This is a genomic window from Streptomyces sp. CA-135486, assembly GCF_050936555.1.
Classification (GTDB): Bacteria; Actinomycetota; Actinomycetes; order Streptomycetales; family Streptomycetaceae; genus Streptomyces.
Window position 1 is genome coordinate 2351628 of the sequence record NZ_JBNJMM010000001.1, and the last position, 19479, is coordinate 2371106.

The following is a 19479-nucleotide window of genomic DNA, read 5'->3' on the forward strand; positions in this document are numbered from 1 at the left end:
CTCACCGGGACGCCTCCAGCAGGTCCGGAGCCGTGTACCGGCCGCTCACGGGACGCTCGTCCAGCAGGCGCAGAAAGCCCGGCACCACCGATTCCGGCGAAGGGCGCGGATCGTCGTCGTCCGGGACCGCGGCCGTGTACAGATCCGTCTGCATGTCGCCCGGGTCGACCGTCCACACCCGCAGCTCCGGCTCCTCCACCGCGAGGACGGCCGCGAGGTGGTCGAGCGCCGCCTTCGAGGCCCCGTAGCCTCCCCAGGTCTCGTACGCCTCCGCCGCCGCGTCCGAACTGACCGCGATCACCGTCCCCGTCTCCGCGGCCCGCAACAGCGGCAGCGCCTCCTGTACGAGCCCCAGGGCGGCGACCACATTCGTCTCCAGCGCCGCCCGCAGCCCCGGAAGCGGCAGCGCGTCCAGCCGCACCAGCGGCTCCGCGCCCAGCGCGCTCGCATTGCTCACCAGCAGGTCGAGCCCGCCGAGCCCGCGGGCCGCCGCCAGCAGCTCCGTACGGTGGCGGGCATCGGTGACATCCCCCGCCACCGTCACCACCCGCGTCCCGTGCGCACCGATGTCGTGCGCGCTCTTCTCCAGTACGTCCGCGGTTCTGGCGCCCAGCACCAGATCCCAGCCCCGCTCGGCGAGGGCCGCCGCCAGAGCGCGCCCCAGCCCCTTCGAAGCCCCTGTGATCACCGCAACCGCCATGATGTCCATCCCCTTGTCCGCATCGGTGATCCCAACCTAGGAACGCGGCCCCACCCGCCGCCTCGTGCGCGGGACCCCACCCGCCAAGGCACTTCGACCTACGTCCTCAGTCCTAAGCGACTGCCGTCCCCGGTCCGATACGGACTGTCACAACCCGCCGGTACGGTGAGGTCATGAGCCATCGACCCAGCTCCGGCCTCGCGGCGGTGAGCACCGCGCTTCTCGCGATGAGCAGGCATCTCGAGGTGCGTGACGTGCTGAAGACGATCGTGGCCTCGGCGCGCGAGCTGCTCGACGCCGAGTACGCGGCGCTGGGCGTCCCCGACGATCACGGCGGCTTCGCCCAGTTCGTCGTCGACGGCGTCAGCGACGCGCAGTGGAAGGCGATCGGGCCGCTCCCGCGGCAGCACGGCATCCTCGCGGCGATGCTCCGCGACGCGAAGACCGAGCGGCTCGCCGATGTCCGCAAGGACCCTCGCTTCGAGGGCTGGCCGGCCGCCCACCCCGACATGTCCGACTTCCTCGGCCTGCCCATCAAGGACGGCGAGGAGACGATCGGCGCACTCTTCCTCGCGAACAAGCGCTGCCCCAGGACCTCTTCGGGCAAGGACGGCTGCGGCTTCACACAGGACGACGAGGAACTGCTGTCGATCCTCGCCCAGCACGCGGCGATAGCCCTGACCAATGCCCGGCTCTATGAGCGCAGCCGGGAGCTCACCATCGCCGAGGAGCGCTCCCGTCTCGCCCATGAGCTGCACGACGCGGTGAGCCAGAAGCTCTTCTCGCTGCGGCTGACCGCACAGGCCGCGGCGGCTCTGGTGGACCGCGACCCGGACCGCGCCAAGGGGGAGCTGCAGCAGGTCGCGGTGCTCGCCGCCGAGGCCGCGGACGAACTGCGCGCCGCGGTCGTGGAGTTGCGCCCCGCCGCCCTCGACGAGGACGGCCTGGTCAACACCTTGCGTACGCACATCCAGGTCCTCGACCGGGCGCACACCGCCCGGGTCACCTTCGACGCCTGCGGCATCCGCGCACTGCCCGCGGCCCAGGAGGAGGCTCTGCTGCGGGTTGCCCAGGAGGCCCTGCACAATGCGTTGCGGCACTCCGGTGCCGACCAGGTCGACGTGGTCCTGATCCGCCGCGGTCAGGGGGCCGCCCTGAGCGTCACCGACGACGGCCGGGGCTTCGAGCCCCGGACGGTCCGCCGGGCCGGCCGCCATCTGGGACTCGTCTCGATGCGCGACCGGGCGAGCGGCGTCGGTGGAAAGCTCACGGTGCAGTCCGCGCCCGGAAAGGGCACCACGATCGAGATGGAGGTCCCCGGTGGCTGAGAAGGCAATGATCCGCGTGCTGCTGGTCGACGACCATCAGGTGGTGCGCCGGGGCCTGCGCACCTTCCTGGAGGTCCAGGACGACATCGAGGTCGTCGGCGAGGCGGCGGACGGGTCGGAAGGGGTCGCCCGCGCCGAGGAGCTGAAGCCGGACGTCGTCCTGATGGACGTCAAGATGCCCGGCATGGACGGCATCGAGGCGCTCCGCAAGCTCCGCGAACTGACCAATCCTGCCAGGGTGTTGATCGTCACCAGCTTCACCGAGCAGCGCACCGTGGTCCCCGCCCTGCGCGCGGGCGCGTCGGGTTACGTCTACAAGGACGTCGACCCCGAGGCGCTGGCCGGCGCGATCCGCTCCGTGCACGCGGGTCATGTGCTGCTCCAGCCGGAGGTCGCGGGGGCGCTTCTCTCGCAGGACGACCCGGGCAGCGGCACGGGCCGCGGCAGCACTCTTACGGAACGCGAGCGGGAGGTGCTCGGGCTGATCGCCGACGGCCGTTCGAACCGCGAGATCGCCAGGGCGCTCGTGCTGTCCGAGAAGACCGTCAAGACGCACGTCTCGAACATCCTGATGAAGCTGGATCTGGCCGATCGCACCCAGGCGGCGCTGTGGGCCGTACGACATGGTCTGACCGGCTAGGACGCGGCCGGCCAGGGCCGGCGACGGGCCAAACGGACCGGTTCCACTCCGACCCGAGATTCATACTGTCGGGTGTATGTCACTCGTCCGGCGCATCCCGATCGACTCGGCGGCGTTCTCCATGGCGTGCTGCGGCGGCCGGCCGCAGCGAAGCCCAGGAGGATTTGAGAAGTGAAGAACCTGAAGAAGGCCGCAGCCCTCACCATGGTCGCCGGCAGCATCGTCGCCGCGGGCGCGGGCGTCGCGTCCGCCACGACCGGTGGTGCGTACGCGGGTGGCTCGGCGTCGAACTCCCCGGGCGTCGTCTCCGGCAACCTGGTACAGGTCCCGGTCCACGTCCCGGTGAACGTCGTCGGCAACACCGTCAACGTGATCGGCGCGCTCAACCCGGCCTTCGGTAACGAGGGCTACAACGGCTGACGGCTGCTCACCGAGGTGTGACCCCAACCCCCAGGCCCAGCCTGGGGGTTGCCTTCGGATCGACCAGCCGCCGGGCCCCGGGCCCGAGCCCGGCGCGTCCCCGGCCCCGGCCGCCGGCCCCGCGTCAGCGGTCCCGCTCCCGTTCCTCCACATACGCGTTGTACGCCGCCACCTGAGCCCGCCTGGCCACCCGTTCCACCGGACGCAGCGCCTCACCCCGCGCCGCGATCTCCGACGCGCTCACCGCCCCGCCGTGGCCGTTCTCGTACGCCACCGAGATCAGCAGGCCGATCCGCTGAGCCAGCTCCAACACCCGTACCGCGCGCGGCGGATACCCCGGCGCGAGCGTCTCGCCGGAGCCCCGCTCCGCACGCGCCCGGTACGCGTCGATCGCCGCCTCCGCCACCGGGCCCGACGCCGCCACGTCCAGGCGCGACAGCACCTCCGTCGCATCCCGCAGCGCCTCCGCGAGCTCCCGTTCCGCCTCCCCGAGCGACGGCACGTCCGCGGGCGGCGCCCCCCGTACCGGCAGGCAGTGCCAGACGACTTCCACATGCACATCACCCGCGGGCCCGGCCTCGTGCACCTCCGGCACAAGCCCGTACGCCGCTCCCGTCGCGACAACGGCCTCCTCCGCGTCGAGCGCCCGCGCGTTGAACTCCGGCGGCCCGCTGAGCCCCAGCGGATGCCCCGGCGCGGGCAGCGCGACCCGGTACCCGGTCACCCCGAGCGTCCGCAGTCGCCCCAGCGCCAGCGTGAGCCCGACCGGGCCCGCCTCGCCCGGCAGCCCCTCCACCCGGTGCACCGCGTCCTCGCCGACAATGGCGAGCGCCGCGTCATCCGGCGATACAAATCCGGCCAACAGGGCATTTCCCCATGCGGCCAGCCGTCCTGAGCGTGGTTCGCAAAGCATGGACCCAGCCTAGGTACCGGACCGGGGGACTGGGCCACCGACCGGTGGCGTAGGTTTTCCCTGGGAGCTGTGCCCACAGGTGCATAAACCGCCCCCAATACCTCAAGACGATTGCATGGGGAGACAACGCGCTCATGAGCGATGTACTGGAGCTGGTGGACGTATCCGTGGTCCGCGACGGACGCGCTCTGGTGGACGACGTCTCCTGGTCGGTCAAGGAGGGTGAGCGCTGGGTCATCCTCGGCCCCAACGGCGCGGGCAAGACCACTCTCCTCAACATCGCGTCCAGCTACCTCTTCCCGACCACCGGCACGGCGAAGATCCTCAGCGAGCGCCTCGGCGCCGTGGACGTCTTCGAGCTCCGCCCGCGCATCGGCATGGCCGGCATCGCCATGGCCGAGAAGCTGCCCAAGGGCCAGACCGTGCTCCAGACGGTCCTCACCGCCGCGTACGGCATGACCGCCGGCTGGCACGAGGACTACGACGCCGTCGACGAGGAGCGCGCCCGCGCCTTCCTCGACCGGCTCGGCATGACCGAGTACCTGGACCGCAAGTTCGGCACGCTCTCCGAGGGCGAGCGCAAGCGCACCCTCATCGCGCGCGCGATGATGACCGACCCCGAACTGCTGCTCCTCGACGAGCCCGCCGCCGGTCTCGACCTCGGCGGCCGCGAGGACCTGGTCCGCCGCCTCGGCCGGCTCGCCCGCGACCCCTACGCCCCCTCCATGATCATGGTCACGCACCATGTCGAGGAGATCGCCCCCGGCTTCACCCACGTCCTGATGATCCGTCAGGGCAAGGTGCTGGCCGCGGGTCCCATGGAAACCGAGCTGACCTCCCGTAACCTCTCGCTCTGCTTCGGCCTCCCGCTCGTGGTCGAGCGCAATGCCGAGCGCTGGACCGCACAGGGACTCCCGCTCGGCTGACCGAGAGTTCTTCGCCGGCCGGCTGACCGGATCCGGACCCCTCCATCGCCCCCTGTCCCCACCGCGACCGGCGGACCTACCATGACCACGTGGACATCGACGCATGGGTGTGGTGGCTGATCGGCGCGGTCGGACTGGGCATTCCGCTCGTCCTGACGGCGATGCCCGAATTCGGAATGCTGTCCGCCGGAGCGGTGGCCGCGGCCGTCGTCGCGGCGCTCGGTGGTGGCACGGTCGCCCAGGTGCTCGTCTTCGCCCTGGTCTCGGTCGCGCTCATCGCCGTCGTACGGCCCATCGCGACCCGGCACCGCTCCCAGAGCCCTCAGTTCGCGAGCGGAGTCGACGCGCTCAGGGGCCGTCAGGCCCTCGTGCTCGAACGGGTCGACGGCAGCGGCGGCCGCATCAAACTCGCCGGCGAGATCTGGTCCGCGCGGGCACTCGACACGGACATGTCGTACGAGGCCGGGGAGCAGGTCGACGTCGTGGAGATCGACGGAGCCACCGCCGTGGTCATGTGACGAATCAAAGCCGAACGCCCCCCACACCAGCCCGTGTTCTGGGAAACTCGATCATCAGAATCATCCGGCAGCGAAGGGCACAGGGAACACGATGCAACCGATCATCATCGTCCTGATCATTCTGGTGGTGCTGGTCTTCATCGCCCTGATCAAGACGATCCAGGTCATCCCACAGGCCAGCGCCGCCATCGTCGAACGCTTCGGGCGCTACACCCGCACCCTCAACGCGGGCCTGAACATCGTCGTCCCGTTCATCGACTCGATCCGCAACCGCATCGACCTGCGTGAACAGGTCGTCCCCTTCCCGCCCCAGCCGGTGATCACCCAGGACAACCTGGTGGTCAACATCGACACCGTCATCTACTACCAGGTGACCGACGCCCGGGCCGCGACGTACGAAGTCGCCAGCTACATCCAGGCGATCGAGCAGCTCACCGTCACCACCCTGCGCAACATCATCGGTGGCATGGACCTCGAGCGGACCCTGACCTCCCGCGAGGAGATCAACGCCGCCCTGCGCGGCGTCCTCGACGAGGCCACCGGCAAGTGGGGAATCCGCGTCAACCGCGTCGAGCTCAAGGCGATCGAGCCGCCCACCTCCATCCAGGACTCGATGGAGAAGCAGATGCGCGCCGACCGTGACAAGCGCGCCGCGATCCTCACCGCGGAAGGCATCAGGCAGTCCCAGATCCTCACCGCCGAGGGTGAGAAGCAGTCCGCGATCCTGCGCGCCGAAGGTGAGGCCAAGGCGGCCGCGCTGCGCGCCGAGGGCGAGGCCCAGGCCATCCGTACGGTCTTCGAGTCCATCCACGCTGGAGACGCCGACCAGAAGCTCCTCGCCTACCAGTACCTCCAGATGCTCCCGAAGATCGCCGAGGGCGACGCCAACAAGCTCTGGATCGTGCCCAGCGAGATCGGCGACGCACTCAAGGGCCTGTCCGGCGCCATGGGCAACTTCAACCCGATGGCCGGTATGGGCGGTGGCGGCTCCGGCACATCCGGTGGTGGCAAGGGCGCGGAGCGCCGCGAACAACCCCCCATCGACTGACCCGGGCGGCCTCTCGGGCATGATCGGTGCATCCGGCACCGATCATCGAGGGGCACAGCGTGACCATCTGGGAGATGCTCGCCGTCTTCGCCGCGGGCATCAGCGCCGGCACCATCAACACCATCGTCGGCTCGGGGACACTGATCACCTTCCCGGTGCTCCTCGCCACCGGCCTGCCCCCGGTCACCGCCACCGTCTCCAACGCACTCGGCCTGATCCCCGGCTCGATCAGCGGAGCCATCGGCTACCGCGCCGAACTCACCGGCCAGCGCGGCCGTGTCCTGCGCCTGAGCATCGCCGCCGCGATCGGCGGCATCAGCGGAGCCGTACTGCTGCTGATGCTGCCCTCCACGGCCTTCGAGACGATCGTGCCAGTACTGGTCGCGCTCGCCCTGATCCTGGTGATCCTCCAGCCGCGCATCACCAGGGCCGTCCAGCGCCGCCGCGAGCGCGACGGCACCCCCACGCACCCCGACGGCGGCCCGCTGCTGTTCATCGGACTGATGCTCGCCAGCGTCTACGGCGGCTACTTCACCGCTGCCCAGGGGATCATCTACCTCTCCCTGATGGGCATGCTGCTGGACGACACCCTGCAGCGCCTCAACGCCGTCAAGAACGTCCTCGCGGCCGTCGTCAACACCATCGCCGCGACCTTCTTCCTCTTCGTCGCGGACTTCGAATGGACGGCGGTCGTGCTGCTCGCGGTCGGCTCCGCCCTCGGCGGCCAGCTCGGCGCCAAGATCGGCCGCCGCCTTCCGCCGACGGCACTGCGGGTGCTGATCGTGGTGGTCGGCACGGTCGCAATCGTCCAGCTGCTGCTCCGCTGACGCACGAAGGCCCGCCCCCTGGCGGGGGCGGGCCTTCGTCACCGACCGGCTTCGCCGATCAGCCCGCTGCTACGCCGCGGGCTGGACCGCCAGCCACTGCGGCAGCTCCGAGCGCTCGCCGGCCCGCATCCCGAGCAGCATCGCGTCCGCCGGAGAAGGTACAAACGGTTGGTGCAGCAGCGGCATACCTGCCTGCTCCGGCGTACGGTCAGCTTTGCGGTGGTTGTCCTCGGCGCAGGACGCGACCGTATTCAGCCAGCTGTCCGCACCGCCGCGCGACCGCGGCACAACATGGTCCACGGTCGTGGCGCGCTTCCCGCAGTACGCACACCGGTGCTGGTCCCGTACCAGCACACCCCGCCTCGACCACGGAGCCTGTCTTCGGAACGGCACCCGTACATAGCGGCAGAGCCTGATCACCTGGGGCACCGGAAGATCGACAGCCGCGGCACGCATACGGAGTCCGGGGTGGGCCTGCTCGACGACGGCCTTGTCCTGCAGAACCAGAACCACCGCACGGTTGAGTGTCACCGTCGACAGCGGCTCGAAGCTCGCATTCAGCACCAGCGTGTCACGCATCTCGCCCACCTCCCGTTCGCCGGCCCAGCCCGTTGCGGGCCTTGGGCTTGGATCAACTTTGGCCGGGCGCGCCGAGATGGACAACGCAATAAAAGATGCCCTGCCCTGATCTCTCCAAGACCAGGGCAGGGCAAACAACAAACGAACGATCAGCTCTTCGAAGGACCTTCGTACTCCCCGATGAGCTGCGCACGCGCCAGGGTGTGGAACCGCAGATTGAAGCCCACCACCGCGGGCGACACATCCGCGTCGGGGCCCAGCTTCTCGCTGTCCACCGCGTACACCGTGAAGACGTAGCGGTGGTTCTCACCGGCCGGGGGAGCGGCGCCGCCGAAGTCCTTCGACCCGTAGTCGTTACGGACCTGAACGGCGCCCTCGGGCAACCCCTCGAACTTCCCGCTGCCGGCACCCGCGGGCAGCTCCGTGACCGACGCCGGGATGTCGAAGAGCACCCAGTGCCAGAACCCGCTGCCCGTGGGCGCATCGGGATCGAAGCACGTCACGGCGAAGCTCTTGGTCTCCGCCGGGAAACCCTCCCACCGCAGCTGCGGCGAGGTGTTGCCCGCCGCGTAGACCTGGGCGTCCTTCAGCACCGACCCCGGCGCGATGTCGTCGCTCACCACCGTGAACAACGGCACCGCCGGATGAAAGTCGTGCGGAAGCGGCGCCCGCATGAGCTCGGTCACGTCTGAACCTCCGATTCGTCCGTCCTGCTGCCTGGCTTTCTTGCTCTGCCGGATCCGAGCCTAGAGCCCGCGGCGCACGCACCGAGGCGCCGCCCCAGGCCCCAAACCCCATGGACCTAGAGCCAGTTGCGACGCCCGCCGACATCCGCGAGCCACTGGTTGAGGTAAGCAGCCCAATCGGTCGACTGGAAGGTGTGGTGCCCCACCTGGAAGGCCTTGTACGAGTCACTGCCCTCGCTGAACAGCCCCGGCTTCTTGTCCATCTCGAGGATGACGTCCATCTCGCGGTCGTCCGCGACGAAGGTCAGCTCAACCTGGTTCAGCCCGCGGTACTGCTGCGGCGGGAAGAACTCGATCTCCTGGTAGAACGGCAGCCGCTGCCTCGTCCCACGGATGTGCCCGCGCTCCATGTCCGCGCTCTTGAAGCGGAAGCCCAGCTGGATGAAGGCGTCGAGGATGGCCTGCTGCGACGGCAGCGGGTGCACACTGATCGGGTCCAGGTCGCCCGAGTCCACGGCCCGCGCGATCTCCAGTTCCGTCGTCACACCGATGTTCATCCCGCGCAGCTGCTGCCCCGCGATGCTGGTGACCGGGGTCTCCCACGGAATCTCAAGACCGAACGGCACCACGTGCACCGCCCCGGCCTTCACCTCGAACGCACCGCCCAGCCGCTGCTTGGTGAACTCGATGTCCTGCTTGACCTCCTGGTCACCACCCTCGACCTCGACCCGCGCCTGCAGACCGACGGAGAGCCCCTCGATCTGCTGGTCCACCGAGCCGCCCTGGATGCGTACCTCGCCCTGGACGACACCGCCAGGCACGACGTTCGCCTCGGTCAGCTCCGTCTCCACGGAAGCACCGCCGGCACCCAAACTGGCAAGCAGCTTCTTGAAGCCCATGTTTCACTCCTTCTTGGTTCCGACCTCTACATACGCGCGACGACCGTAGCCGGTTCCCAGGTACCCTCGGACGCCATGATCGAGAGCCCCGACCGTACGCCGCTGTCCCGGGAGTTCTTCGACCGCCCAGTACTGGAGGTCGCTCCCGAGCTCCTTGGCTGCACCCTGGCACGCCTCACCGACGACGGACCCATCGAGTTGCGCCTTACCGAAGTGGAGGCGTACGCGGGCGAGCTCGACCCCGGCTCCCACGCCTACCGCGGCCGCACGGCACGCAACGACGTGATGTTCGGCCCGCCGGGCCACGCCTACGTCTACTTCACCTATGGCATGTGGCACTGCCTCAATGTGGTGTGCGGCTCGGAGGGCACGGCGAGCGGGATCCTGCTGCGGGCCGGCGAGATCCAGGTAGGCGCGGATCTCGCCCGTAAACGTCGACTCTCGGCCCGCTACGACAAGGAACTGGCCAAAGGCCCGGCCCGCCTGGCCACGGCACTGGACGTCGACCGCGCCCTGAACGGCACCGACCTCTGCATCGGCGACGACGCCCCACTGTCCCTACTGATCGGTACCCCGCCCGCCGCTGACCTGGTGCGCAATGGCCCCCGCACGGGAGTGGGGGGCGACGGCGCCCACCACCCTTGGCGCTTCTGGATCGACGGCGACCATACGGTGAGCCCGTACCGGGCCCATGCTCCGCGCCGCAGGGCAACTTGACTCGGCTGGGCGGGACGCCTAACGTAGCCCGAGCCGCTTGAAACGGGCCCTGCCATTCGGCAACCCGAAGTGGCCATCCACTCCTTACGACGAACCCCACCGGGTGTGATTTCGGCATGCCGAAATTCAAGCCTTATGACTCGATTATGAGTCGGTCCGGGAATCGGCTAAAGTAGTGATCACGCCGAAAGGCAAAAGGCTCTCCAACGGCCGCTGGATTCGAATTCCACACCGGAAACGGAACGGAAAAAGAGTCTGGTAAGGTTGGAAACGCAAGACCGAAGGGAAGCGCCCGGAGGAAAGCCCCAGAGAGTGTTCTGTGGGTGAGTACGAAGGAAGCGTCCGTTCCTTGAGAACTCAACAGCGTGCCAAAAGTCAACGCCAGATATGTTGATACCCCGGCCTGTTTCGGCAGGTTCGAGGTTCCTTTGAAAGTCCTACCGGCCTGTGTGGCGGGTAGGCATTGACACAGCGAGGACGCTGTGAACGACCGGTCTTATTCCGACTGGTTGTTCCGCTCTTGTGGTGTTCATCCCGATGACGGGAAAACATTCATGGAGAGTTTGATCCTGGCTCAGGACGAACGCTGGCGGCGTGCTTAACACATGCAAGTCGAACGATGAAGCCCTTCGGGGTGGATTAGTGGCGAACGGGTGAGTAACACGTGGGCAATCTGCCCTTCACTCTGGGACAAGCCCTGGAAACGGGGTCTAATACCGGATACCACCTTCCGAGGCATCTCGGGGGGTTGAAAGCTCCGGCGGTGAAGGATGAGCCCGCGGCCTATCAGCTTGTTGGTGGGGTGATGGCCTACCAAGGCGACGACGGGTAGCCGGCCTGAGAGGGCGACCGGCCACACTGGGACTGAGACACGGCCCAGACTCCTACGGGAGGCAGCAGTGGGGAATATTGCACAATGGGCGAAAGCCTGATGCAGCGACGCCGCGTGAGGGATGACGGCCTTCGGGTTGTAAACCTCTTTCAGCAGGGAAGAAGCGAAAGTGACGGTACCTGCAGAAGAAGCGCCGGCTAACTACGTGCCAGCAGCCGCGGTAATACGTAGGGCGCAAGCGTTGTCCGGAATTATTGGGCGTAAAGAGCTCGTAGGCGGCTTGTCACGTCGGTTGTGAAAGCCCGGGGCTTAACCCCGGGTCTGCAGTCGATACGGGCTAGCTAGAGTGTGGTAGGGGAGATCGGAATTCCTGGTGTAGCGGTGAAATGCGCAGATATCAGGAGGAACACCGGTGGCGAAGGCGGATCTCTGGGCCATTACTGACGCTGAGGAGCGAAAGCGTGGGGAGCGAACAGGATTAGATACCCTGGTAGTCCACGCCGTAAACGTTGGGAACTAGGTGTTGGCGACATTCCACGTCGTCGGTGCCGCAGCTAACGCATTAAGTTCCCCGCCTGGGGAGTACGGCCGCAAGGCTAAAACTCAAAGGAATTGACGGGGGCCCGCACAAGCAGCGGAGCATGTGGCTTAATTCGACGCAACGCGAAGAACCTTACCAAGGCTTGACATATACCGGAAAGCATTAGAGATAGTGCCCCCCTTGTGGTCGGTATACAGGTGGTGCATGGCTGTCGTCAGCTCGTGTCGTGAGATGTTGGGTTAAGTCCCGCAACGAGCGCAACCCTTGTTCTGTGTTGCCAGCATGCCCTTCGGGGTGATGGGGACTCACAGGAGACTGCCGGGGTCAACTCGGAGGAAGGTGGGGACGACGTCAAGTCATCATGCCCCTTATGTCTTGGGCTGCACACGTGCTACAATGGCCGGTACAATGAGCTGCGATGCCGCGAGGCGGAGCGAATCTCAAAAAGCCGGTCTCAGTTCGGATTGGGGTCTGCAACTCGACCCCATGAAGTCGGAGTTGCTAGTAATCGCAGATCAGCATTGCTGCGGTGAATACGTTCCCGGGCCTTGTACACACCGCCCGTCACGTCACGAAAGTCGGTAACACCCGAAGCCGGTGGCCCAACCCCTTGTGGGAGGGAGCTGTCGAAGGTGGGACTGGCGATTGGGACGAAGTCGTAACAAGGTAGCCGTACCGGAAGGTGCGGCTGGATCACCTCCTTTCTAAGGAGCACTTCTAGGCCGGCTCTGCCGGTCCAGGGGCCAGAACACCGGCGAGTGTCCGGTGCTGGTTGCTCATGGGTGGAACGTTGACTATTCGGCACGGTTGGTTGGGATCACTAGTACTGCTTCGGCGTGGAACGTGAGTCTTCGACTGGTCGTGCCGGGCGCGCTGTTGGGTGTCTGAGGGTGCGAGCGTGAGCTCGCCCTTCGTGATGCCGGCCCCAGTGAACTCTGCCTCAGGGCGGGGGTGGTGGGTGGCTGGTCGTTGCTTGAGAACTGCACAGTGGACGCGAGCATCTGTGGCCAAGTTTTTAAGGGCGCACGGTGGATGCCTTGGCACCAGGAACCGATGAAGGACGTGGGAGGCCACGATAGTCCCCGGGGAGCCGTCAACCAGGCTTTGATCCGGGGGTTTCCGAATGGGGAAACCCGGCAGTCGTCATGGGCTGTCACCCGCTGCTGAACACATAGGCAGTGTGGAGGGAACGAGGGGAAGTGAAACATCTCAGTACCCTCAGGAAGAGAAAACAACCGTGATTCCGGGAGTAGTGGCGAGCGAAACCGGATGAGGCCAAACCGTATGCGTGTGATACCCGGCAGGGGTTGCGCATGCGGGGTTGTGGGATCTCTCTTTCACGGTCTGCCGGCTGTGAGACGAGTCAGAAACCGTTGATGTAGGCGAAGGACATGCGAAAGGTCCGGCGTAGAGGGTAAGACCCCCGTAGCTGAAACATCAGCGGCTCGTTTGAGAGACACCCAAGTAGCACGGGGCCCGAGAAATCCCGTGTGAATCTGGCGGGACCACCCGTTAAGCCTAAATATTCCCTGGTGACCGATAGCGGATAGTACCGTGAGGGAATGGTGAAAAGTACCGCGGGAGCGGAGTGAAATAGTACCTGAAACCGTGTGCCTACAAGCCGTGGGAGCGTCGCTGTTGTTCTTCGGAGCAACAGTCGTGACTGCGTGCCTTTTGAAGAATGAGCCTGCGAGTTTGCGGTGTGTTGCGAGGTTAACCCGTGTGGGGAAGCCGTAGCGAAAGCGAGTCCGAACAGGGCGATTCAGTAGCGCGCTCAAGACCCGAAGCGGAGTGATCTAGCCATGGGCAGGTTGAAGCGGAGGTAAGACTTCGTGGAGGACCGAACCCACCAGGGTTGAAAACCTGGGGGATGACCTGTGGTTAGGGGTGAAAGGCCAATCAAACTCCGTGATAGCTGGTTCTCCCCGAAATGCATTTAGGTGCAGCGTCGTGTGTTTCTTGCCGGAGGTAGAGCACTGGATAGGCGATGGGCCCTACCGGGTTACTGACCTTAGCCAAACTCCGAATGCCGGTAAGTGAGAGCGCGGCAGTGAGACTGTGGGGGATAAGCTCCATGGTCGAGAGGGAAACAGCCCAGAGCATCGACTAAGGCCCCTAAGCGTACGCTAAGTGGGAAAGGATGTGGAGTCGCAGAGACAACCAGGAGGTTGGCTTAGAAGCAGCCACCCTTGAAAGAGTGCGTAATAGCTCACTGGTCAAGTGATTCCGCGCCGACAATGTAGCGGGGCTCAAGCGTACCGCCGAAGTCGTGTCATTCCAGCATGAGGGCCAACGCCCGCTGGGATGGGTAGGGGAGCGTCGTGTGCCGGGTGAAGCAGCCGCGGAAGCGAGTTGTGGACGGTTCACGAGTGAGAATGCAGGCATGAGTAGCGATACACACGTGAGAAACGTGTGCGCCGATTGACTAAGGGTTCCTGGGTCAAGCTGATCTGCCCAGGGTAAGTCGGGACCTAAGGCGAGGCCGACAGGCGTAGTCGATGGACAACCGGTTGATATTCCGGTACCCGCTTTGAAACGCCCAGTATCGAGCCCATTAATGCTAAGGCCGTGAAGCCGTCCTGGAGCCTTCGGGTGAAGGGGAGTGGTGGAGCCGCCGGTCCAAGGTGGTAGTAGGTAAGCGATGGGGTGACGCAGGAAGGTAGTCCAGCCCGGGCGGTGGTTGTCCCGGGGTAAGGGTGTAGGACGCAGGGTAGGCAAATCCGCCCTGCACATAGTCTGAGACCTGATGCCGAGCCGATTGTGGTGAAGTGGATGATCCTATGCTGTCGAGAAAAGCCTCTAGCGAGTTTCATGGCGGCCCGTACCCTAAACCGACTCAGGTGGTCAGGTAGAGAATACCGAGGCGTTCGGGTGAACTATGGTTAAGGAACTCGGCAAAATGCCCCCGTAACTTCGGGAGAAGGGGGGCCATCACTGGTGATCCGGTTTACTCGGTGAGCTGGGGGTGGCCGCAGAGACCAGCGAGAAGCGACTGTTTACTAAAAACACAGGTCCGTGCGAAGCCGTAAGGCGATGTATACGGACTGACGCCTGCCCGGTGCTGGAACGTTAAGGGGACCGGTTAGTCACATTTCGGTGTGGCGAAGCTGAGAACTTAAGCGCCAGTAAACGGCGGTGGTAACTATAACCATCCTAAGGTAGCGAAATTCCTTGTCGGGTAAGTTCCGACCTGCACGAATGGCGTAACGACTTCTCGACTGTCTCAACCATAGGCCCGGTGAAATTGCACTACGAGTAAAGATGCTCGTTTCGCGCAGCAGGACGGAAAGACCCCGGGACCTTTACTACAGTTTGATATTGGTGTTCGGTTCGGCTTGTGTAGGATAGGTGGGAGACTGTGAAGCTTGGACGCCAGTTCAGGTGGAGTCGTCGTTGAAATACCACTCTGGTCGTGCTGGATGTCTAACCTGGGTCCGTGATCCGGATCAGGGACAGTGTCTGATGGGTAGTTTAACTGGGGCGGTTGCCTCCCAAAGGGTAACGGAGGCGCCCAAAGGTTCCCTCAGCCTGGTTGGCAATCAGGTGTTGAGTGTAAGTGCACAAGGGAGCTTGACTGTGAGACCGACGGGTCGAGCAGGGACGAAAGTCGGGACTAGTGATCCGGCGGTGGCTTGTGGAAGCGCCGTCGCTCAACGGATAAAAGGTACCCCGGGGATAACAGGCTGATCTTCCCCAAGAGTCCATATCGACGGGATGGTTTGGCACCTCGATGTCGGCTCGTCGCATCCTGGGGCTGGAGTCGGTCCCAAGGGTTGGGCTGTTCGCCCATTAAAGCGGTACGCGAGCTGGGTTTAGAACGTCGTGAGACAGTTCGGTCCCTATCCGCTGTGCGCGTAGGAGTCTTGAGAAGGGCTGTCCCTAGTACGAGAGGACCGGGACGGACGAACCTCTGGTGTGCCAGTTGTCCTGCCAAGGGCATGGCTGGTTGGCTACGTTCGGAAAGGATAACCGCTGAAAGCATCTAAGCGGGAAGCCTGCTTCGAGATGAGGACTCCCACCCCCTTTGAGGGGTTAAGGCTCCCAGTAGACGACTGGGTTGATAGGCCAGATGTGGAAGCCCTGTAAGGGGTGGAGCTGACTGGTACTAATAGGCCGAGGGCTTGTCCTCAGTTGCTCGCGTCCACTGTGTGGTTCCCGGGTTGCGAACAGTCGCACCGGTTGAACCAGTACAAGTTTCATTACTTAATTGAAGAGTGTGCTTGTTCGCTAGAGCCCGATAGGGTTTCGGTGGTCATTGCGTTAGGGAAACGCCCGGTTACATTCCGAACCCGGAAGCTAAGCCTTTCAGCGCCGATGGTACTGCAGGGGGGACCCTGTGGGAGAGTAGGACGCCGCCGAACAATCTTTCAAGGACCCGTGGTCCAGCGTTCACGCTGGGCCACGGGTCCTTTTTTATTTTGCTCACTTTTCCGAAGCGCGTCCGATGGCCGGCTGCGCAAGAATGGCTGCAGTAGCCGAAGACAGGAGTTACCCCCATGTCCACCAACTCTCCCGACGATCGTCCGGAGCGCGAGCCGCGTCGTAGGGACGGTGGCGACCGGGGCGGACGCCCCAGTGGTGGCGGCTACGGGCGCCGTGACGATCGCGACCGCGACCGTGGTGGGTACCGCCGGCCGCGTGATGACCGCGGTCAGCGGGACGACCGTCGTGATGACCGGGACCGTGGGCCGCGTCGGGATGACGACCGGGATCGCGGTGGGTACCGGGGTCAGCGTGACGACCGCGGTGGTCGTCCCAGCGGCGGCGGTGGTTACGGTTCTCGTCCCAGCGGCGGTGGCGGTTACGGTTCTCGTCCCAGCGGCGGTGGCGGTTACGGTTCTCGTCCCAGCGGCGGTGGCGGTTACGGCTCTCGTCCCTCCGGCGGTGGCAGCGGCGGCGGTGGCTTCCGGCGTGATGACCGCTCCGGCGGTGGCAGCGGCGGTGGTTACGGCCGTCGTGACGAGCGGCCGAGCGGACCGCGGCGCGACGACGACCGCGGCGGACGCCCCAGCGGCGGTGGCGGCAACTACGGACGCCGTGACGACAAGCGTGATGACCGCCGCGACGACCGTCCGTCCTTCCGACGCGACGACGACCGTGGTGGATACCGCGGCTCCCGCGACGACCGCGGGTCTCGCCCCGGTGGCAGTGGTGGAGGATTCCGCCGTGACGACCGTGACCGCGACCGTGGTGGGTACCGCGGGCCGCGTGATGACCGCGGGCCGCGTGATGACCGCGGTCAGCGGGACGACCGTCGTGATGACCGGGACCGTGGGCCGCGTCGGGATGACGACCGGGATCGCGGTGGGTACCGCGGTCAGCGTGACGACCGCGGTGGTCGTCCCAGCGGCGGTGGCGGTTACGGCTCCCGTCCCTCCGGCGGTGGCAGCGGCGGCGGCGGTTACGGTTCTCGTCCCAGTGGCGGTGGCGGTTACGGTTCCCGTCCCAGCGGCGGTGGCAGCGGTGGCGGTGGCTTCCGGCGTGATGACCGCTCCGGCGGTGGTTACGGCCGTCGTGACGAGCGGCCGAGCGGACCGCGGCGCGACGACGACCGCGGCGGACGCCCCAGCGGCGGTGGCAGCAGCTACGGACGCCGTGACGACCGCGACCGTGACCGCGACCGTGGTGGGTACCGCGGGCCGCGTGATGACCGCGGACAGCGGGACGACCGTCGTGACGGGCGTCGTGACGACCGCGACCGTGGTGGATACCGCGGGTCTCGTGACGACCGCGGTGGCTACGGCCGTCGTGACGACCGTGACCGTGGGGACCGCGAGCCGATCAAGCGGCTGCCGATTCCCGAGGACGTCACGGGCGAGGAGATCGACAAGGACGTACGGCAGGAACTGCAGAGCTTGCCGAAGGGCCTCGCCGAGGATGTCGCCAAGAACCTCGTCATGGTCGCCAATCTGATCGACGAGGACCCCGAGCAGGCGTACGCGTACTCCAAGGTCGCGCTGCGGCTCGCCTCGCGTGTGGCGGCTGTGCGCGAGGCCGCGGGCTTCGCCGCGTACGCGACGCAGAAGTACTCCGAGGCGCTGGCCGAGTTCCGGGCGGCCCGGCGGATGACCGGGAGCGTCGAGCTGTGGCCCGTGATGGCCGACTGCGAGCGCGGACTCGGGCGCCCCGAGCGGGCGATGGCGATGGCCGGTGAGCCCGAGGTGCAGAAGCTCGACAAGGCCGGGCAGGTCGAGATGCGGCTGGTCGCGGCCGGTGCGCGCAGGGACATGGGGCAGCTCGACGCCGCCATCGTGACCTTGCAGAGCCCCGAGTTGGCGTCCAACTCCGTCCAGCCGTGGACCGCGCGGCTGCGTTACGCGTACGCGGATGCGCTGCTTGCGGCCGGGCGTGAGGACGAGGCACGCGAGTGGTTCGCCAAGGCGCTGGAAGCCGACAAGGACGGGGCCACGGACGCCTCGGACCGGCTCGCCGAGCTGGATGGCGTGGAGTTCGTCGACGCCATCGACGAAGCGCATGAGGGCGACGAGGCCGATGAAGCCGACGAGGCCGACGAGTCCGGCAAGGGCGAGTAGCCAGTAGCGCAAAGGGCGGCACCCACGATGGGTGCCGCCCTTTCGTATGTCCGGAATTCCGTGTCAGTCCACCGTCAGGCTTCTCAGCACCAGGCCCGTCGCCGGCTTCGGGCCGAAGGACGTGGACTTGCGGGGCATCGTGACACCCTCGCGCGCGAGATCCCGTACGACTTCCTCCCGTACCGGATGCATCAACACCGCCGTGCTGCCGTGGCGTTCGGCCTGGGTTACGGCCGCCCCCGTGTCGTGGATGTATGCGATGTGCTCCGGGGTGTCCGGGATCCGCCAGATCTGGTCCAGAAGCGTCGAGTGGAGGACCGTTGCGTCGAGCGTGCGCCAGGCCTCGGGGCGGTCGCGGCGCACCGTACGGGACAGCAGCTCCGGGTCCGGGCGGTCGATCAGATGGAACGCGCCGTCGCCCGCGAGCAGGAAGGCGTTCCCCTCGGCGGCCGCGTGCCCGAGGGCCTCCAGGGCCTGCGGCAGCGGGGTGTCCAGGCGCTGGACGCGGAAGGAGCCGCGCAGGGCGGAGAGCGCGTCGGCAACCGGGAGGCGGTGCAGCAGCCGGTGGATGGCGCGGACCCGGAGCGGATAGCGGGCGGTGTCGATCAGCAGTACGAGGCCGTAGCCCCAGGGGCTGGACGAGGGGTGCTCGGTGCGCAGCCGCAGATACGTCGCCCAGCGGTGGTGGCCGTCGGCGATCAGCGCCTGACGGTCGGACAGGTCCGCACGGATCTCCGCCAGGTCGCCGGGGTCCGTCACCGACCACAGGCGGTGGTCGAAGCCGTCCTCCGTGGTGGTGGACAGGAGAGGGGCGCGCAGGACGGTGCGTTCGATGACGGCGGTCGCGCCGGACTCGTTGCCCATGCTGCGATAGGTGAGCAGCAGCGGTTCGAGGTTGGCGGCAGTGGTGCGCATCAGTGCCGCGCGGTCCGCCACGATGTGCGGCATCACGTCCTCATGGGGCAGGACGACGCCCTCGGACGGCTCGGACAGGGCGAGCGCGCCGATGATGCCGCGCTGCAGGATGTCGCCCTGGCGCTGCTCGTACACATAGAGCGCCGGCTCGGGGTCCGCGGCCAGGATGCCCTCGTCGAGCCAGCGGGTGAGGGTCTCGGCAGCCTGCTGGTTACGTGCGCCCGCGGTGTTCGCCTGCGGGAGGATCAGCCGGACGATGTTGTAGGGGTCCGCCGACTCCAGGTGGTGCAGGCCGTCGGGCCTGACGACGACGTCGTACGGCGGCGAGGTCACGGCGGCGAGGCTGCCGACCCGCTCGGGGACATAGCGCAGTCCACGGAACGGGATCAGGTGCAGACCGTCATTGGCCGCGGGACCTTCGTTGTTCATTTGTGCATCGTATGTGGGGAGCGGGCAT

The 19479-nt window shown here is 66.5% G+C and carries 16 protein-coding genes and 3 rRNA genes; 13 read left to right on the forward strand and 6 right to left on the reverse strand.

Annotation, left to right across the window (positions count from 1 at the left end; translation table 11 throughout):
• Position 1: 1 nt before the first annotated feature.
• Positions 2–700 carry an SDR family NAD(P)-dependent oxidoreductase gene (locus ACQEVG_RS10675; RefSeq protein ID WP_432980522.1) on the reverse strand — a complete coding sequence of 233 codons (699 nt, stop codon included), beginning with the start codon at positions 698–700 and terminating at the stop codon, positions 2–4.
• Positions 701–873: 173 nt separating this feature from the next.
• Here ACQEVG_RS10675 and ACQEVG_RS10680 point away from each other — a divergent pair, with 173 nt between their 5' ends.
• The 3 genes from ACQEVG_RS10680 (at position 874) to ACQEVG_RS10690 (ending at position 3088) form a co-directional block, all read left to right on the forward strand.
• Positions 874–2028 (forward strand): GAF domain-containing sensor histidine kinase, encoded by a 1155-nt coding sequence (locus ACQEVG_RS10680; RefSeq protein ID WP_432980525.1) that lies wholly within the window; start codon positions 874–876, stop codon positions 2026–2028.
• 7 nt (positions 2029–2035) lie between these two features.
• The gene (locus ACQEVG_RS10685) at positions 2036–2668 is read left to right on the forward strand and encodes a response regulator (RefSeq protein WP_432985228.1); all 633 of its coding nucleotides are present in this window, start codon (positions 2036–2038) and stop codon (positions 2666–2668) included.
• A gap of 171 nt (positions 2669–2839) precedes the next feature.
• Positions 2840–3088, forward strand: a complete 249-nt coding sequence (locus ACQEVG_RS10690) for a chaplin family protein (protein ID WP_404726196.1) — start codon at positions 2840–2842, stop codon at positions 3086–3088.
• A 124-nt stretch (positions 3089–3212) separates the two neighbouring features.
• Here ACQEVG_RS10690 and ACQEVG_RS10695 read toward each other — a convergent pair whose 3' ends face one another.
• The gene (locus ACQEVG_RS10695) at positions 3213–4001 is read right to left on the reverse strand and encodes a hypothetical protein (protein ID WP_432980529.1); all 789 of its coding nucleotides are present in this window, start codon (positions 3999–4001) and stop codon (positions 3213–3215) included.
• A 134-nt stretch (positions 4002–4135) separates the two neighbouring features.
• Here ACQEVG_RS10695 and ACQEVG_RS10700 point away from each other — a divergent pair, with 134 nt between their 5' ends.
• The 4 genes from ACQEVG_RS10700 (at position 4136) to ACQEVG_RS10715 (ending at position 7320) form a co-directional block, all read left to right on the forward strand.
• Positions 4136–4927: an ABC transporter ATP-binding protein gene (locus tag ACQEVG_RS10700; protein ID WP_432980532.1), complete on the forward strand. Its 792-nt coding sequence runs from the start codon at positions 4136–4138 to the stop codon at positions 4925–4927.
• Between the two features lie 89 nt (positions 4928–5016).
• Positions 5017–5445 (forward strand): NfeD family protein, encoded by a 429-nt coding sequence (locus ACQEVG_RS10705; RefSeq protein ID WP_432980535.1) that lies wholly within the window; start codon positions 5017–5019, stop codon positions 5443–5445.
• Between the two features lie 91 nt (positions 5446–5536).
• Positions 5537–6493, forward strand: a complete 957-nt coding sequence (locus tag ACQEVG_RS10710) for an SPFH domain-containing protein (protein WP_432980538.1) — start codon at positions 5537–5539, stop codon at positions 6491–6493.
• Positions 6494–6552: 59 nt separating this feature from the next.
• Complete coding sequence (locus tag ACQEVG_RS10715) at positions 6553–7320, forward strand: sulfite exporter TauE/SafE family protein (RefSeq protein ID WP_432980541.1); 768 nt, start codon at positions 6553–6555, stop codon at positions 7318–7320.
• A 69-nt stretch (positions 7321–7389) separates the two neighbouring features.
• On the opposite strand, the gene ACQEVG_RS10720 is transcribed toward ACQEVG_RS10715, so the two are convergent.
• From ACQEVG_RS10720 to ACQEVG_RS10730, 3 genes are all read right to left on the reverse strand, one after another.
• Positions 7390–7899, reverse strand: coding sequence for an HNH endonuclease (locus ACQEVG_RS10720; protein ID WP_432980544.1), 510 nt, complete (start codon positions 7897–7899; stop codon positions 7390–7392).
• A gap of 149 nt (positions 7900–8048) precedes the next feature.
• Positions 8049–8585 carry a YbhB/YbcL family Raf kinase inhibitor-like protein gene (locus tag ACQEVG_RS10725; protein WP_432980547.1) on the reverse strand — a complete coding sequence of 179 codons (537 nt, stop codon included), beginning with the start codon at positions 8583–8585 and terminating at the stop codon, positions 8049–8051.
• A gap of 116 nt (positions 8586–8701) precedes the next feature.
• Positions 8702–9484, reverse strand: coding sequence for a sporulation protein (locus ACQEVG_RS10730; protein WP_432980550.1), 783 nt, complete (start codon positions 9482–9484; stop codon positions 8702–8704).
• Between the two features lie 75 nt (positions 9485–9559).
• Between ACQEVG_RS10730 and ACQEVG_RS10735 the strand changes: the two genes are divergently transcribed.
• From ACQEVG_RS10735 to ACQEVG_RS10760, 6 genes are all read left to right on the forward strand, one after another.
• The gene (locus ACQEVG_RS10735) at positions 9560–10201 is read left to right on the forward strand and encodes a DNA-3-methyladenine glycosylase (protein ID WP_432980553.1); all 642 of its coding nucleotides are present in this window, start codon (positions 9560–9562) and stop codon (positions 10199–10201) included.
• Between the two features lie 551 nt (positions 10202–10752).
• Positions 10753–12278, forward strand: a 16S ribosomal RNA gene (locus ACQEVG_RS10740).
• A gap of 301 nt (positions 12279–12579) precedes the next feature.
• A 23S ribosomal RNA gene (locus ACQEVG_RS10745) occupies positions 12580–15703 on the forward strand.
• Positions 15704–15818: 115 nt separating this feature from the next.
• Positions 15819–15935 (forward strand): 5S ribosomal RNA (rrf, locus tag ACQEVG_RS10750).
• Together the 16S, 23S and 5S rRNA genes form the textbook arrangement of a ribosomal RNA operon.
• A 235-nt stretch (positions 15936–16170) precedes the next feature.
• A complete protein-coding gene (locus tag ACQEVG_RS10755; RefSeq protein ID WP_432980556.1) occupies positions 16171–17487 on the forward strand; it encodes a hypothetical protein in 1317 nt (438 codons plus the stop codon).
• Positions 17430–18107, forward strand: coding sequence for a hypothetical protein (locus tag ACQEVG_RS10760; RefSeq protein ID WP_432980559.1), 678 nt, complete (start codon positions 17430–17432; stop codon positions 18105–18107). Before ACQEVG_RS10755 ends, ACQEVG_RS10760 begins: the two co-directional genes overlap by 58 nt.
• A 63-nt stretch (positions 18108–18170) precedes the next feature.
• Here ACQEVG_RS10760 and ACQEVG_RS10765 read toward each other — a convergent pair whose 3' ends face one another.
• A complete protein-coding gene (locus ACQEVG_RS10765; RefSeq protein WP_432980562.1) occupies positions 18171–19451 on the reverse strand; it encodes a DUF1015 domain-containing protein in 1281 nt (426 codons plus the stop codon).
• Between the last annotated feature and the right edge of the window lie 28 nt (positions 19452–19479).